The 15,526-nt window shown below is 60.8% G+C and carries 13 protein-coding genes and 2 pseudogenes; 9 read left to right on the top strand and 6 right to left on the bottom strand.

The window, feature by feature from the left end; genetic code table 11:
* Positions 1-768: 768 nt before the first annotated feature.
* Positions 769-1,602 (bottom strand): DUF3108 domain-containing protein, encoded by an 834-nt coding sequence (locus tag P6U27_RS02935; RefSeq protein WP_376707275.1) that lies wholly within the window; start codon positions 1,600-1,602, stop codon positions 769-771.
* 530 nt (positions 1,603-2,132) lie between these two features.
* Between P6U27_RS02935 and rpmB the strand changes: the two genes are divergently transcribed.
* The 3 genes from rpmB to P6U27_RS02920 all read left to right on the top strand — a co-directional run bounded on the left by rpmB (position 2,133) and on the right by P6U27_RS02920 (position 4,897).
* Positions 2,133-2,441 (top strand): 50S ribosomal protein L28, encoded by a 309-nt coding sequence (rpmB, locus tag P6U27_RS02930; RefSeq protein WP_122406340.1) that lies wholly within the window; start codon positions 2,133-2,135, stop codon positions 2,439-2,441.
* Positions 2,442-2,609: 168 nt separating this feature from the next.
* Positions 2,610-3,761 (top strand): restriction endonuclease, encoded by a 1,152-nt coding sequence (locus tag P6U27_RS02925; protein ID WP_407193663.1) that lies wholly within the window; start codon positions 2,610-2,612, stop codon positions 3,759-3,761.
* Positions 3,762-3,829: 68 nt separating this feature from the next.
* Positions 3,830-4,897 (top strand): hypothetical protein, encoded by a 1,068-nt coding sequence (locus P6U27_RS02920; RefSeq protein WP_407193662.1) that lies wholly within the window; start codon positions 3,830-3,832, stop codon positions 4,895-4,897.
* 11 nt (positions 4,898-4,908) lie between these two features.
* Here P6U27_RS02920 and P6U27_RS02915 read toward each other — a convergent pair whose 3' ends face one another.
* Positions 4,909-5,559 carry a HEPN domain-containing protein gene (locus P6U27_RS02915; RefSeq protein ID WP_407193661.1) on the bottom strand — a complete coding sequence of 217 codons (651 nt, stop codon included), beginning with the start codon at positions 5,557-5,559 and terminating at the stop codon, positions 4,909-4,911.
* A gap of 38 nt (positions 5,560-5,597) precedes the next feature.
* Positions 5,598-6,707, bottom strand: coding sequence for a DUF262 domain-containing protein (locus P6U27_RS02910; RefSeq protein ID WP_407193660.1), 1,110 nt, complete (start codon positions 6,705-6,707; stop codon positions 5,598-5,600).
* A gap of 218 nt (positions 6,708-6,925) precedes the next feature.
* Between P6U27_RS02910 and P6U27_RS02905 the strand changes: the two are divergent.
* The 3 genes and pseudogenes from P6U27_RS02905 to ftsZ all read left to right on the top strand — a co-directional run.
* Positions 6,926-7,114: pseudogene (locus tag P6U27_RS02905) on the top strand (phospholipase effector Tle1 domain-containing protein); the annotation flags it as partial.
* Positions 7,115-7,236: 122 nt separating this feature from the next.
* Positions 7,237-7,746, top strand: a complete 510-nt coding sequence (locus P6U27_RS02900) for a hypothetical protein (protein WP_407193659.1) — start codon at positions 7,237-7,239, stop codon at positions 7,744-7,746.
* 52 nt (positions 7,747-7,798) lie between these two features.
* Positions 7,799-9,055, top strand: a complete 1,257-nt coding sequence (gene ftsZ, locus P6U27_RS02895) for a cell division protein FtsZ (protein WP_209296743.1) — start codon at positions 7,799-7,801, stop codon at positions 9,053-9,055.
* 234 nt (positions 9,056-9,289) lie between these two features.
* Here ftsZ and P6U27_RS02890 read toward each other — a convergent pair whose 3' ends face one another.
* On the bottom strand, positions 9,290-10,087 hold the full coding sequence (locus P6U27_RS02890) for a hypothetical protein (RefSeq protein ID WP_407193658.1): 798 nt from the start codon (positions 10,085-10,087) through the stop codon (positions 9,290-9,292).
* A gap of 44 nt (positions 10,088-10,131) precedes the next feature.
* Between P6U27_RS02890 and P6U27_RS02885 the strand changes: the two genes are divergently transcribed.
* From P6U27_RS02885 to P6U27_RS02875, 3 genes and pseudogenes are all read left to right on the top strand, one after another.
* Positions 10,132-11,475, top strand: a complete 1,344-nt coding sequence (locus tag P6U27_RS02885) for a DUF2235 domain-containing protein (protein ID WP_407193657.1) — start codon at positions 10,132-10,134, stop codon at positions 11,473-11,475.
* A gap of 121 nt (positions 11,476-11,596) precedes the next feature.
* Positions 11,597-12,762, top strand: a pseudogene (locus P6U27_RS02880) (IS110 family transposase).
* 742 nt (positions 12,763-13,504) lie between these two features.
* Positions 13,505-13,750, top strand: a complete 246-nt coding sequence (locus P6U27_RS02875) for a PilZ domain-containing protein (protein WP_027573877.1) — start codon at positions 13,505-13,507, stop codon at positions 13,748-13,750.
* A 49-nt stretch (positions 13,751-13,799) separates the two neighbouring features.
* On the opposite strand, the gene P6U27_RS02870 is transcribed toward P6U27_RS02875, so the two are convergent.
* A complete protein-coding gene (locus tag P6U27_RS02870) occupies positions 13,800-14,207 on the bottom strand; it encodes a hypothetical protein (RefSeq protein ID WP_122400563.1) in 408 nt (135 codons plus the stop codon).
* A gap of 147 nt (positions 14,208-14,354) precedes the next feature.
* A complete protein-coding gene (locus P6U27_RS02865) occupies positions 14,355-15,467 on the bottom strand; it encodes an NADH:flavin oxidoreductase/NADH oxidase (RefSeq protein WP_129144469.1) in 1,113 nt (370 codons plus the stop codon).
* Positions 15,468-15,526 lie beyond the last annotated feature (59 nt).

The raw sequence follows: 15,526 nt of genomic DNA, 5'->3' as shown, positions 1-15,526 counted from the left end.
TCAGTGCTGGATGAGGCGGTGAGGGGGCTGGGCCCTGTCAGCCATGTCTCCGAACGCTACGCGGCGACCACGCACTCCGCTGTCATGCCCCGTGCTGCCTTTGCTGAAGCTTCGGCAGGCCGAGCACCCCTGTGGGCCCCGGCGTAGCCTCGGCGGAGCCGGGACCGGGGCATCCAGTACGCCGCGGCCTCTCGGCTCGACCACGACCGCCGCGGCGTACTGGATCGCCCGGTCAAGCCGGGCGACGACACCGTGGGTGTGGGAACGCTTTCCCCAAATCCCGCGCAACTGTCTCACTTTGCGACGCTTTTCCCGTTGGCTTTAAGCTTCGGAACGACTCTAGAACGAATCGCGGCCGAATCGCTGACTCCCCTGTGAGTCCTGTTCCGTTCACGCAACATGTCGCGGGACTCGTATTGGTTGCGCACTAGATGGAGTTTTGCGCGGCCGCACAAGCGATCAGGTTCGTTAAAGCTGGGGACGGCGCCGAGTCGAATCAGAATCGGGGTGGAGTCAAATGGATTCCCGGATCCGGGGCGCCAAACAAAAACTGCGAAAACAACCCCATGCACAGTAGGTAAGTTATTGAAATAACGTGACTTCTTTTTACCCTCCCCTGGAGGGGGAGGGTCGGCTCACATGGTGCACTGCGGAATGTGAGACGGGGTGGGGGTGATCTCTCCCCACGGGCACCGTTCGTGCGGAGAGATCACCCCACCCCGCTCGCGCTGCGCGCGATCGACCCTCCCCCTCCAGGGGAGGGTAAGGTCACTGCGTCTTCGCGACCCGCGGGGGCTGGGGAGAGGTGACGAAGCTGGTGGCTTCCAGCATGGCCGGCCCGAGCGGCGTCGGCACTTTCAGCCAGAACGGGACCAGGATGCGCGTGCCCGCCACCGGCGCAAACGCGATCTCGATATTGCGCTGGGCGGCGAGGTATTTGATCACGGGGCGATCGGGGATGTAGCCGGCGACAGGCACGAAATAGAGCGCGCAAACCACGACCGGGCCCCGGTAGCCCTTCTCCGCCTTCACAGTCTCCATGCGCTTGAAATCGAGCTTGAGATCGTAGCGCATGCGGCCGTCGAACACGGGCGCGGCGTTGTGGCAGGCCTCCGGCGCAACGGGGTCGCCGGTGCCGGGCACGCGCAGGAGCGAGGCCGTCATGGGGTCCCAGACGCCGCGGCGGTGCGCCTCGGTGACGACGATGCGGTCGGGATCGACCGGCGGCTCCGGCAGGATGGCAAAATCCTTCACATTGCCCTTGTCGAGGGTGATGCGGATCTCTTCGGTCTTCTTCTGGGTGGTGGTGGAGGCCTGGTAGCCGGTCGCCACCAGCGCGCCATTGACGATGCGCCCCTGGCTGGCGCCGGTGCCGGACCCGCCCGTGAACGACTTCAGCAGCCCCGTGGTGCCGCCGGAGGCCGCCGCCGAGAACACGTCGTCCTGGATATCGATGTTCCAGGCGCCCTTGCCGACGGGAATGCCCGATAGCGTCGCCTCATATTGCGCCTCGAGCTTGCCTTGCGCGGCGGCCGGCGCCACGCCCCACGGCAGGACCAGGGCCAAGACCAGCGCGCAAAAGACAGCCAGCCAGCCGGCCAGGCCTAAGCGGGCCGGGCGCAGGTCCTGCGCAAAAAGGGGCGTTGTCGGCACGAAACAATCCAATCGGGGCGCGATGCGCTGTTACTTAAGCCAAAAACGGCGGCAAACAATGTGGGGGCGTCTGGCCCTTGGAACTCCACCTGAGTCTTCGGCGGCGAATACGCCCTTTATGTGATGGTAAGGTGCGACAATCATTGCCGTTTTGGTGATCGGAAGGTAACCACGGGCTCCCTTCCTCTCCCGCTTGCGGGAGAGGTCGCGCGAAGCGCGGGTGAGGGCTTTCTCCTCTGGGGGACACCATCCGTCATGACGTCGGGCCTCGCAGAGGAGAGAGCCCTCTCCCCAGCCCTCCCCCGCGCGCGGGAGGGAGCGGACCACCCGGGCGGCCGAATCCCCGCCCAAAACCTTGACGTCCCGCCCCTTCCCCCCTATACGTCCGCCCGCTCCCTGCAAGGACAGAAAATTTGCCCCCGTGGCGCCCAAAAATGGCGGCCGCAGATCGTTGGGGGTTCACGGATAAGGATTTTGCCATGTCTCGCCGCTGCGAACTGACGGCCAAGGGCCCCCTCGTCGGCCACAAGGTCAGCCACTCCAACATCAAGACCAAGCGCCGCTTCCTGCCGAACCTCGTCAACGTGACGTTCATGTCGGAAGCCCTGGGCCGCAACGTGCGCCTGCGCGTCTCCACCAACGCGGTCAAGAGCGTCGACCACAATGGCGGCCTCGATGCCTTCCTGCTCAAGGCCAACCCCGACGCCCTCTCCCCGCGCGCAGTCGAACTGAAGCGCGCCATCCAGAAGAAGGTCGGCGACGCGCAGCCGGCGAAGCAGGCGAGCTGAGATTTTCGGAAATTGGGCGGGGGCTAAGTTGCGTCGCGTGGCGTAGGCTTAGCCGGTAGAGTTTTGAGTCGCGGCCGGATCGAAAGATCCGGCCGTTTTTGTTTTCTGTGGAATTTCCATATAGCAGTTTTCAAGCTTGATTGCCGCCCGCTATGGTTGTGGAACGATATGAGTTATTCATTTGAAAACCTATCACCAGCTGATTTCGAAGACTTGGTCCGCGACCTTATTGGGCGTGAATTAAAAGTACGCTTTGAAGCATTCTCCGCCGGGCCAGATGGTGGAATCGATGGTCGGCATGCAAAAGGATCAAAGACCATAGTGCTTCAGGCGAAGCACTATTCTGGTTCGCCGTACTCATCATTGCGGGCCACCATGAAGCGCGAGCGCGCTGCAATCGAGAAGCTCGCACCCAGCCGCTATCTGCTGGCGACCTCAAGAACAATAACGCCAAACAATAAATCTGAATTGGCGAGATTCATCGGCCCTGCGCTCAAGCGCTTACAAGACATATTCAGTCCGGCAGATCTCAACGCCCTTCTCCGGAGCTTTCCGGAAATTGAAAAAGCCAACGTAAAACTATGGCTATCAAGCTCCGCAGTGATGGAGCGCATTATTCGGTCCGGCGTATTCTCATACACCGCGGCGTCTCGCGCAGAAATCGAGGACAAAGTAAAGGTCTACGCGCAAAATCCGAGCTTCTCCGAAGCGAGACAGCGGCTAGAGGCTAATCATGTAATCATAATCTCCGGTCCACCCGGTGTAGGTAAAACAACCTTGGCCGAAATGCTCGCCTATGCCTACATAAGCGAGGAGTGGGAGTTCGTTGCAATTCGCAGCCTTGACGATGGCTTCTCTCGAATTGTCGACACCAAGCAGCAAGTATTCTTCTTCGACGATTTTCTCGGCAAGATTGCCCTTGATACTCGATCCCTCGCCAACAAAGATTCTGAACTCGCCAAATTCATCCGACGCGTTAGAAAATCAAGGAATGCGCGATTCATCCTGACCACTCGAGCTTACATTCTCGAGGAGGCACGACGAATGTCGGAACATCTCGCCGATCGCGGCTTGGAGATCACAAAGTATCTGCTCGATGTAGGCGCATACACGCGAAGAATTCGAGCTCGAATCCTCTACAATCATCTTGTCGTAGCTAAGCCGCCAATTGAGTACCGCCGGGCGCTTACAGACGTCACCGTCCTCGGCGAGATTATCGATCACCCAAACTATAATCCGCGAATTATAGAGGCCATGACCGATATGATCCGAATAACATCAAGCCTGAGGCTTATGCTGCGGCCTTTGTTGAAGCGTTAAACAATCCTCATCAGATATGGGATATCGCGTTCAGGACGCACATTCCGGCGATGTGTCGCCATCTCCTGATGGGTCTATTTTTCTGCTCTCAATACGGCATCGAACTCGGAGAACTCAAGCTAGTTTTCGACGTCCTTCATCCTACGCTGTGTCGCCACTTTGGCTTGCCCCACGACCCGAAGGATTTCGAGGAATCAGTGAAAGTCCTGGAAGGAAGCTTCATCAAGATTCGGGAAAGGACAGTCTCCTTCCTCAATCCATCAGTGCGCGACTACCTGAACGCATATTTAAACGATATCAAATTGCTAACAATCTTTGCGTCTGTCGCACCGCGCTTCATTTGGGCAAGAGAGCTCTGGCGACACGTACACCATGATTCGGAGCGATTTTCAGGGGAGAATGATGTGGCTCTCGCTCAGGCGTTTGCCGGGATGGGCGAGACAGAAAAGTTTCCATTGCGACGTCAAAGCGCCGAACCACCACATCACTCGTACCCTTATGACTTGTATCCATCACAGCGCATCGAACTTCTGCTCGACTGGGCAGTCGTAGCTGATAGTGAAGCGTACTCTCAGTCGGCAATTATATTGCTCAACAAGGCCGAATACACGGCATGGTCCGACGGAACCAAGCTAATCGATCTATTCTTGGCAATACGCCGCGATGAATTTTACAAGAGCCTGATACAGGCAAAGGCTATCATCGACCTTCTAGAACAAGTGATCGTCGGGATATTCAGAGACAACTATGTTCCATCTGATGACTTAGAATCGATGTGCGATCGCATCGATGAGAACAGGAACGAGTTTAGCAATGATGTCATTGCCGCAATGAGGGAGGCAATTGTTAGTGAAATCGAGTCAGCTTATGAGAGGACGGCTGGAATGGACTCAGAGTCCACCCTATCGGACCATGCGACTATTTTGGAGAAACTGGGCAACCGGATAGGCCTTTCAAAGGTGATCATCAAAGATGCGCTACTGAAAGTCGAAGAACGAATCGGACAAGTACGTGATGACACCTCAGATGCAGAACCGCCACAGCTAACTGGCCGTAGAACAGACGAAGATACCTTCGACAATACCGCTTTAAAGAATCTATTTGCACCATTGGCGGACGACACTAGCATGCTTTGAAAAGTCGCGGCTCACCACGGTCGCGGAACGCTGAACTGCTTCGCAACTACCACCGCAACCTTACGGTCGACTCGATCGCAAAAATCTCTAATCCCCCGCATGTATCGACTAATGTCTGCTTGAGTTGCCTGGGCGGTGAAGTCGCCGTGTGCGATATTGTTTCGTAAGTCTACTAGTCCTTGCACACCTAACCACAGCGCTTTGCGAGCACTTTCCGTCCGCGTTATTGCTTTAAAGATATCTTCAGCCCCCCACAGCTTGAAGAAGCGGACCAGATCCTTAGGGTGAGGAGCCTTCATCCACAACAGCAATCGGTCATGAACGAGGTTTCCGGTGCTATGGTCTGTCCAAATCCATGATTCACTCGACACAAAGTCGGTCAGTTTCGGTGCGCGGTTCTCCCAACCGGTTCGTCCTAGCTCATCAATCGGCATCATCGAATGCTGAAGCCTAATGCTATTTGGAAACCTAGCCCCCGAGAGATTTTGCCGATTCAAGAATGCGACAAGTTCCTCGTTCAATGAATAGATATAGCGCTCAAAATGGGATGACAGCAAAACCGCTTGACCACGACCAACTGCGCGGGCGAGCCGGAGCGACTCCGGCGCTCGCGGCCCCAGCGTCGGATGCGAGGCCTTTCCGAGGTCAATAACTTCGTCCAACGCGGCTTGCAGAGCCTGAAACGACGACGACGGCATGGTTACTGATCGAGATTATGATGAACTTGAACTAACGCGCCCGCCTCCTGCATTGCCGCCAATGTGTCGCGAGCCCTTTTTAGAGTTCGCGACCTATCACCTGTCGCGCGCTGAACCGCGTCAGTGAAGCTTTCATCTTTGAAAAGCGCAGCGACGCACCGGCGCACTCTTGATGAATCAGGTAGCTTGTCTTCCGAAATCCACGAGCACGCCAAAAGTTGGGCTTCAAGCAAAGCACGATTGACAGCCGTCTCCGTGGGAGCTCCGTTGGAGCCGAGAACGCGGAAGGCTGAACCACCAAGCAATGCACCCGCGACGTCTACCGCTCGAGAAAATGTCGCACGATATTCGTTAATCTGCGCCGGACTTAGCGAGCGTACACTGCTCATATATTCGTTTAGAAATTTCTTGAGTGGAGTCTTATAGGTGTTCAGCCGTTCGCGCATTGCGAAAAATCGAAGAATTGCTTCTTCGTCCACCATGCGCTTTCGCGGCGCCTTCGTTCCAATAAGGTCTCGGAATGCTGATTTATTTGCGAGCTCATGAAGCAGATCGTTGAATGGACCACGGTAGATAGAGTTTCTCAGCTCCTGAGCGTTCAAGGATATCGATCCCGTATTCAGACGCTCATAAATTTCAAACTTCATATTGGGGTGAGAGTCGATTGAGATCAGGATCGTTCGAAGCGTGCGCATTCGCAAAAAACGCTGCTCACGCTCTGGCAGCTCAAGGTAGCGAAATCCGCGATACTCTCTAAGTACATTCAACCCGGAGAGAGGATACACTCCTCCAAGAAAATTAACGATCGACCGAACACGTTGGTGACCATCAAAAATCTCGTATTTCGCCTCCTCAGTCTCGGCGAAATACAAGACCGGTATCGGAATATTCAGGAGCAGTGATTCAATTAAGCGACTCGCTTTTGCGTTATCCCATACGTACTCGCGTTGAATTTCGGGCAGGACAAGCTGCTTAGTCGTCCACTGTTCGACCAAGGTTTGGACTGACAGATCTAACGGTTGAGTTACAACTCGACGTTCGGCAGGTGGAAAGGAGAAGTCCTCCTCTTCGTCATTCTCGCCCAAGTCAAGATCGGATTGCTTACTTGCCATTTCCAACTCCCACCTCGGCACCAAACCAGAGGTTGTCTAGCTGTGCAATAATACGTAAGGCCGATAGGAGTTGAAGGATATCAGCCCTCTTGCACCGACGCCGCAGTGTTTATAGCGAAATGCACCGCTTCGACCACTTCACCTAAATCTACCAAATGCGACTTTGTCGTCGAAATCCGCCACTCTCGCGCCGGCAGCATCACCCGGACGCCCATTCCGTGGAGCACGCGCGCGACACCGACCGCAACCCCTCGCCGAAAAACCTCGTCATCCGCCGTGACGGGACCGGCAACGAGATCAGCGAGAACATCTCCAACGTCCTGAAGCTCTATCGCCGCCTGCGCAAGTCGGACAAGACGAAGCCGCGGCAGATGGGCTCTCCGATCCCGGGGATCGGCACGGTGACGCTATCCGTAAACACCCCCCTCGCATGTTAACCGTCCATTAACCAACGCACCCTAGCCTGCGGTAATCGTCCAGCCATCATTAGCTCGAAATGCCTTCCCGGTTCGCTCCAGGAGAAGCGCCGATGTGCGTTGAGTTGTTGACGTATGCCGATCTCGGTGCCCGCCTCGATATCTCGCGCGAGGCCGCGCGGTCGCTGGCGAGACGTCGCGGCCTGCCGCGCTCGCGCTCGGGCGACGGCAAAGCCCTGGTGAGCGTTGATCTCGCCACGCTCCGGTACACGCCCCGCCCACGAAAGGACCGCCGGGCAGATCCCGTCGATGCCTCCATGGCAAAGATCGAGGCCATCAAGATCGGGGCCTTCAGGGCGGAGATCGCGCGGCTCGAAGAAGTCGCGACCGCCTACAGGGCCGTGTTCGAGCGCGAGCGGGATCGCGCCGATCGCCTCGCCGTCGAGCTGCAGCAGGCGATCGCCGAGACCATGGCAGCCAATGCGTGGGCGGCACGACTCGACGACGAAGTGACGGCGCTGCGGACCGATCGCCGGGGCGACTCGATCGCGGGACACGCCGCGCGTCGATTGGGACATCTGGCCGCTTCCATCGTCAAAGCAGACCGCGCGGCTTGCAGGTAGCACTCGAGACTTTCTTTAACCCCCGGCTTGCCGGAGCAATCGCGAGGGAAGAATGACTGGCAATACCGATATCCATGAAATGAAGGCCCGCATCGTCGTCTTCGGCGTCGGCGGCGCCGGCGGCAATGCCGTCAACAACATGATCACGGCCGGACTGCAAGGGGTCGAGTTCGTGGTCGCCAACACGGACGCGCAGGCGCTGGCGATGTCGAAGGCGAAGCGCCTCATCCAGCTCGGCACAAGGGTGACCGCAGGCCTCGGCGCCGGCTCGCAGCCGGAGCTGGGTCGCGCCGCGGCCGAAGAGGCGATCGACACGATCCGCGAGCAATTGAACGGTGCGCACATGGTGTTCGTGACGGCCGGCATGGGCGGCGGCACCGGCACCGGGGCTGCACCCATCGTCGCCAGGATCGCGCGCGAACTCGGCATCCTCACCATCGGCGTGGTCACCAAGCCGTTCTACTTCGAGGGCCAGCGCCGCATGCGCTTTGCCGAAGCCGGCATCGAGGAGCTGCTGAAGACGGTCGACACCCTCCTGATCATCCCGAACCAGAACCTGTTCCGGGTGGCCAGCGAGAAGACCACGTTCGCCGATGCCTTCGCCCTTGCCGACCAGGTGCTTTATTCGGGCGTGGCCTGCATCAGCGACCTCATCGTCAAGGAAGGCCTGATCAATCTCGATTTTGCCGACGTCCTCTCCGTCATGAAGGAGAAGGGCAAGGCCATGATGGGACGGGGCGAGGCTTCCGGCGAGAAGCGCGTGCTCGCCGCCGCCGTGGCCGCGATCTCCAATCCGCTGATCGAGAATCCCTCGATCAAGCGTGCCAGTGGCCTCATCATCTCCATCACCGGCGGCAAGGATCTGATGCTGTACGAGGTCGACGAAGCCGCGACCCGCATTCGCGACGAGGCCGACCCGGACGCCAACATCATCGTCGGTGCGTCGTTCGACGAAAGCCTCGAAGGCATCGTCCGCGTCTCGGTGGTGGCGACCGGTATCGATAATCTCGATCCGGCGCAGGCGCTACCGGTGGAAACCGCCCTCACCCAGCTCGCCGGCAGGCTGCGCAACGACGGCCGTCGCATCGCCGATCGCATCGAGCGCAGTGTCCCCCTTCCGCAAGCGGGAAGCCCGCCGCTCCGCCCGCCGCCGCACCACCCCGTGGGGCCACCGGCAAGGCCGGGTCTGGACTATGCGCGGCAGGCGGCGCTTCAGCCGCTCGATCCTTACGGCCGCGCCCCTGCGCGCAATGCACCCGACGAGGCCGTTCTCGATATCCCGGCCTTCCTGCGCCGCGCCGCCAACTGAGGGGTGGCGAAGGAGGTGCGCTCCCTCTCCCGCAAGCGGGAGAGGTTCGAACGAGCCCGCGGCCAGTCGATTCGACTTAAAGCGATTCCGCTTTAGGCTAGTCCAGGGTGCGATGAGATCAGGTTCGGCAGCCCGGATCACCCTCTCCCAGCAGGGAGAGGTGGTCTAATTCTCAACGCGCTCCGAACGTCAGATATGCAGACGAGCTTTTGAGCTGCACAGCGTGCCGATGCGTCACGCTGCCGTGCTGCGCGGGCTCTCGGCGGTGTCCTTCCTGTCCGTCTCCTTGTCGCGGGACAGCCACGCCGGAAAACGAAGCAGGCGTTCGTTGGTGTCTTTCGGCAGCTCGATGGGCGGCGCTTCAATGGCCGAACTCGGCAGGTCCAGCGCTGCGTGTCCGGTTCGCACCGCATCCGCGCGCTGATCCAGTTCGCGGAGCAGGGGATCGAGCACGCTGTCGATCTCGGTCGCCACCGATACCAGGAAACTATTGAGCTCGCGCGCCTCGGGCACAACCGCCGCAGCCTGCTCGATCGCCCTCGAGAGACCATCGACGACAGGCGCAAACGCGCCGGCGGCTTGCTTGATTCGCGTCTTGATCGCTTCGACCTCGCTCAAGACGCGCTCACGCTCTCGCCTTTTCTTTTCTTCCGAAAGACGGGCTTCAATTTCGGCGATCTGGGCCGCCAGAGTCGCGGCTTCGGATGCGAGCGCATCTCGTCTTCCGCGCGCGCGATCGAGATCGCGGCTGAGATTGTCCACTAAGTCGTCCTTTCCGAACATGGCTTTGCTCCGTAGGACAGGCGCTTTGCCCTGTAGGACGGCCTTGGCGCGAACAGCCAGCCTCGCCACCGACCGGATGGCCGGATCGGCCGAAACAGGCATCAACCTCGGTCGCGTCACATGGGCCGACATGGTGATCCCCCCATCGTCAACATTAGGCAACCGCATGGTTAACAACAGGTTAATGTCAACAGACGATGTGGCCATGGGGCTGGGTGCCGGCGACGTTGCCTCCCCGCTGTCATCCATTTCCGCTATACTCGCCCCGGTAGCATCACCCGGAGGCGCATCCCATGGAGCACGCAGCCAGCACCGACCACAAGCCCACCGGCAAGAACCTCGTCATCTGCTGTGACGGGACCGGCAACGAGATTTCGGAGAACATCTCCAACGTCCTGAAGCTCTATCGCTGCCTGCGCAAGACGGACAAGACGTCGCCGCGGCAGCTGGTGTTTTACGATCCCGGGGTCGGCACGGTGACGCAGCCGACGACGTGGCACCGCTGGAAGGCCAATATCAACCTGGTGCTGAGGCTCGCCACCGGCTATGGGCTCGATGACAACGTGCTCTCGGCCTATTGCTTCCTGGTTCAGCATTACGCGCCGGGCGACAAGATCTATCTGTTCGGGTTTTCGCGCGGGGCCTACACGGTTCGGGTGCTGGCGGGGCTGATCCACAAGATCGGGCTGATCTCGCCGGAGCAGGCGAACCTCGCTGGGAGCGGGCTCGTCGCCTACAAGCAATATTCCGGCACCGGGCGCGGCAACGATATCGAGGATCTCAAGGATATCGCGACCGACGAGAGCGGGCCGCTGCCGAAGGATACCTTCGACCTCGCCGCCCAGTTCGCGCGCATCACCTCGACGCGCTGGCCGACCATCCACTTCATCGGCGTCTGGGACACGGTGGCGAGCGTGATCGTGCCGCGGCGCGACAATTTCTTCTTCCTGTTCAGCCTGGAGGAGCTCGCCTTCACGCTGCGCAACCCCAGCGTAAAGATCTTCCGGCAGGCGATCGCGATCGACGAGCGGCGCTGCATGTTCCGCCTGAAGCAGTATGAAGAGCCGCAGGAGTTCTGGAGCAACCGCTACGTACCCGACGAGAAGAAGGTGCCGCAGGACATCCTGCAGGTGTGGTTCGCCGGCGTGCATTGCGACGTCGGCGGCGGCTATCCGGAAGCGGAGAGCGGGCAATCCAAATATCCGCTGCTCTGGATGATCGCGGAGGCCGAGAAGGCCGGGCTGAAGTTCAACCCGCGCACGGTGAACCAGCTCGCCTGGGGAGTCCCTCGCAAGAACTCGCCGTTCAAATACGTGGAGCCCGCTTACACCGGAAAGACGGGCGAGTTGCACAATTCGATGACGGCCGCCTGGCGCGTGCTGGAGTACGTGCCGAAGCGTGCGACGTACAAGGAATGGCCGGCGCGGAAGGTCTATTTCGGCTTCTACATCCCCGATTGCGAGCCGCGCGTCATCCCCGAAGGCGCGCATGTGCATGAGAGCGTGTTGAAGCGGATGGCGGTGGAGCCGGGGTATCGGCCGGTGAACCTGCCGAAGGATTACGTGACGGTGCCGATGCCGGTGGAGCCGGGGGTGGATGTCGCGGCGGATGGGATGGAGGAGGGCGTGACGGGGTGAGGTGGCGGCGACCTCTCCGCCCGTCATTTGCTCTTGCGACGAAGATTCCATGGGGAGTGGATAGCGACCAGGTCTGAGGCCAGACTGAGGGTTGCTGAATCCATTCAACCTGGAGACGACGATGTTGCTCGATCATCCTTCCGACGGACTGGCCGCTATCCGCACGCAGTTTGGCGCAATTTTTGTGTCATTGGAACTGAGCCGTTCGACATGGCTGGTCACTTCGCTGTCGCCCTGCAAGGGCGAGAAGATGTCCAAACGCAGCATGAAGGCCGGCGACCTTTCGGAACTGTTGAAGCTGTTTGCGGAGCTGAAGCGCAAGGCGCAGGCGCGAACGGGTGAGAGCTATCCGATCATCGCGATCCAGGAGGCGGGGCTGGACGGGTTCTGGCTTCACCGCGCCCTGCAGCAGGAAGGCATCGAGAGCCACGTAGTCGATCCGGCCTCGATTGCGACGCCGCGCCGGCGCCGGCGGGCCAAGACGGACCGGCTGGATGGCGAGACGCTGTTGCGGACGCTGCTGGCCTACAAGCGCGGCGAGGTACGGGTCTGCGCCATGGTCGTTGCGCCCTCTCCGGCAGAGGAGGACCGCCGTAGGCTGTGCCGCGAGCGAGAGACCTTGATCGCGGAGCGGATCGAGCATGTGAACCGGATCAAGGGTCTTCTGTTCGCGAAGGGATCTTCGACTACGCGCCGCTGCGGCGAGACCGGCGGAAGCGGCTGGAGGCCTTGCGGACGGGCGACGGGCGCGCCTTGCTGGCGCATCTGAAGGCGCAGATCAGCCGCGAACTCGACCGGCTCGAACTGCTGCTCGACCAGATCACGGCGGTGGAGCGCGAGCAGGATGCGTTGCTGGCCGCGAGCAAGGCGGCGGGGGAGAAGACCGTATCGAACCCGGTGGCAATGCTGCTCGAACTGAAGAGCCTGGGCCCGAACTTCACGGCCGTTCTCTGGTCGGAGGCCTTTTACCGGCAGTTCGCCAACCGCCGCCAGATTGCATCCTATGCCGGCCTTGCAGCCACGCCATGGCGCAGTGGCGGCATCGAGCGCGAGCAAGGCGTGTCGAAGGCTGGCAATCCGCGCCTGAGAACCACGATGATCCAGCTCGCCTGGCTCTGGGTACGCCACCAGCCTCAATCGGCTTTGACCCAGTGGTTCAAGGTGCACAGCCAACGCGGCCGCAAGCGCGCGATCGTGGCGCTCGCGCGCAAGCTGCTCGTGGCCCTCTGGAAGTACGTGACCGCGGGCGTGGTGATCGAGGGAGCCGAGATAAAGGCCGCCGCCTGACACCACGCTCCTCAGCCTCAAAGCCAATCCGCCGAGATTGATCAGCCTCGGCCGATCCGGGTGGACGAACCGATGGATTGCATGGCTTCAAACGCCGTAACGAAGAATGGTCTCGTCCTCTCGAGCCTGCCCGCCGCAAGCGGAATGTTGGTGCAGCCGCCGCCGCGCGGCGACCGAATGTGAGTTTGATCTGGCAAGCAAACCAGATTGCAACAACCGGCTCGACCCTTGGATCGCCTGACGAAAAGGAGTTATCCGCCCGCTGCCCCGACTGCCAAAGCCTGATGGCGTGCTCGCTCGAGTCAAGGCCAAGTCGCTTCGCGACGGCCCTCCGGGCCGACCTTGACTCGATCTGCGCGCGCCATCCTACGTGCTCCACGGTCGGGACGAAGAGCTGGCCTGCAATCGAACAAAGAGCTGAACAAACCGCCTTGACACACCAAATCCCCATGTGAGCAATCCAGGGTCCCTCCGCGGAAAGATTCTGGATTGCTTCGCGGAGCCTGTCATCGGGCCGCGCTTCGCGCGGACCCGTTGGCTCGCAATCACGGTGGTGGGCAGGGTCGCGCAACGACAGGGCGGATTGACGCGAGACGTCCCACCCCGCTACCGCCGCTTTCTGCTCTCGCCGACACTTTTCATTAAAATTCTTCCGGCAACCTTAGTCTGATCGCATCATCTCTTTTCCATCATGGGACAAACCACCCGCCGCGATACCTGCGGAATTGGAGGAGACGTGCCAATGCATCCGCGCAAGTATGTCCGTGTGAAGCCCGCCGGGCTGGTGTCGCGACAGGCCAAGATCATCACCGACCCGCGCGCGCCGGTGATCCCGTGCACGCTGATCGACTATTCGCCCGGCGGCGCCTGCGTCGATCTCGGCGGCCAGGTCAAGATTCCCGATCGTTTCGAGCTGCTCCACGTCAACACCAGGAAGCGCTGCCGCATCGCCTGGAAGCGCGGCACGCGCGTGGGCGTGGTGTTCTAGGCATCTTCCTTAGCCTCCCCTGGAGGGGTCCTGGAGGGGTAAGAGAAAGCTACTTCCGCATCCTCGCCTTGGCGCCGGCGACGATCTGCATGGCGACGCCGGCGATCCAGCCGGCGAAGACGAGCCAGGTCCAGGCCAGGTGCGGATCGAGCCGCAGCACGATCACGGCGACCGAGACGAACGCGGTCAGCGTGGCGCAGAGCGTGCCGGCCGAGCTGAGAAATTCCGCGGCGTCGATCGCGCTGTGCGCGTCGTCGAAAGGCATTTGCGGCGTGTCGATGCCTAGATAGAAGCCGACCGCGCCCAAGGCCATCATCAGCAGCAGGAATCCCTGCGTGGTCAGCGTGGGGATCGCAGATCCCACATAGGCGCCGACGAACAGGCCGCACGCGGCTCCCGCCATCGCAAGAGCCACGCGCTCGAACACATGGGCAGTTTTGCGGATACCAAAACGCATGGCCGGCCTCCGTGAGGCGTTGAGGGGACGGAGGTTAGGCCAGTTTTGGGGGGCGTGGAAGGCGAAGGGGATTATAGCAGGCGGCTTAGCTCTCTCTCCCAGCAAGCGGGGCCGCGAGGAGCCTCGTTTGCGCTGAAGGTGAAGAAATCACCTCGCCCCGAACGTGGTCTTGCCGAACAACGCCTTTTGCGCCTGTGGCTGCGAGCGCCAATATTGCGGCGGGACCTCGACCACGCCGCCGAGCTCGGCGGCGGCGTGCCAGCCCCAGCGCGGGTCGTAGAGCATGCCGCGGGCGAGCGCGACCATGTCGGCCTTGCCGGATGCGACGATCTCCTCGGCATGCTTGGCATCGCTGATCAGGCCGACGGCGATGGTGGGCAAGCCGGTCTCGCGCTTGATGCTATCGGCAAACTGCACCTGATAGCCGGGGCCGAGCGGGATCTTCTGCAGCGGCGAGACGCCGCCGGAGGAGGCATCGATCCAGTCGACGCCGCGCGCCTTCAGCGCTCTCGCAAATTCTATCGTTTGCGCCAGATCCCAGCCGCCCTCGACCCAGTCGGTCGACGACACCCGCATACCGACCGGCTTGTCAGCGGGGAACGCGGCGCGCACCGCGTCGAACACTTCGAGCGGAAAGCGCATGCGGTTGGCGAGGCTGCCGCCATATTCGTCGGTGCGCTTGTTGGAGATCGGCGAGAGGAATTGATGCAGGAGATAGCCGTGCGCGCCATGCACCTCGATGGCGTCGATGCCGAGGCGCGCGGCGCGTTTGGTGCAGTCGACGAAGGCCTCGCGAATGCGCTTCAGGCCTGCCGCATCCAGCGCCAGCGGGGCGGCCTCGCCCTCCTTGTGCGGCACCGCCGATGGCGCCACCGTCTGCCAGCCGCCATGCTCGACCGGAATCAGCTGGCCGCCCTCCCACGGCCGCGCGCTGCTGGCTTTGCGGCCGGCATGGGCGAGCTGCATCCCGATCGCCGCGGAGGAATATCTCCGCACCGAATTGAGGATCGGCCTCAAGGCGGCCTCGCAGGCATCGCTGTAGAGCCCGAGGCAGCCCGCCGTGATGCGGCCGATCGCCTCGACATGCGTCGCCTCGATGCAGAACATCGCGGCACCCGACAGGCTGAGATTGTTGATGTGGGTGAAGTGCCAATCGGTGGCGACGCCGTCCTCGGCCGAATATTGGCACATCGGCGACACCACGATGCGGTTGTTCAAGGTGAGGCCGCGCAGCTTGATCGGGTTAAACAGGGCGCTCATGCGGGGAGTTCCGGGAGATGGAGGAACAATGCAGGGAGTGTAGTGAGCAAAGCGCGGAT

It is taken from the genome of Bradyrhizobium sp. STM 3566, from assembly GCF_045571445.1.
Lineage (GTDB): Bacteria > Pseudomonadota > Alphaproteobacteria > Rhizobiales > Xanthobacteraceae > Bradyrhizobium > Bradyrhizobium vignae.
Note: the sequence above shows the minus strand (reverse complement) of the source record. Positions and strands in the feature narration are given on the sequence as shown.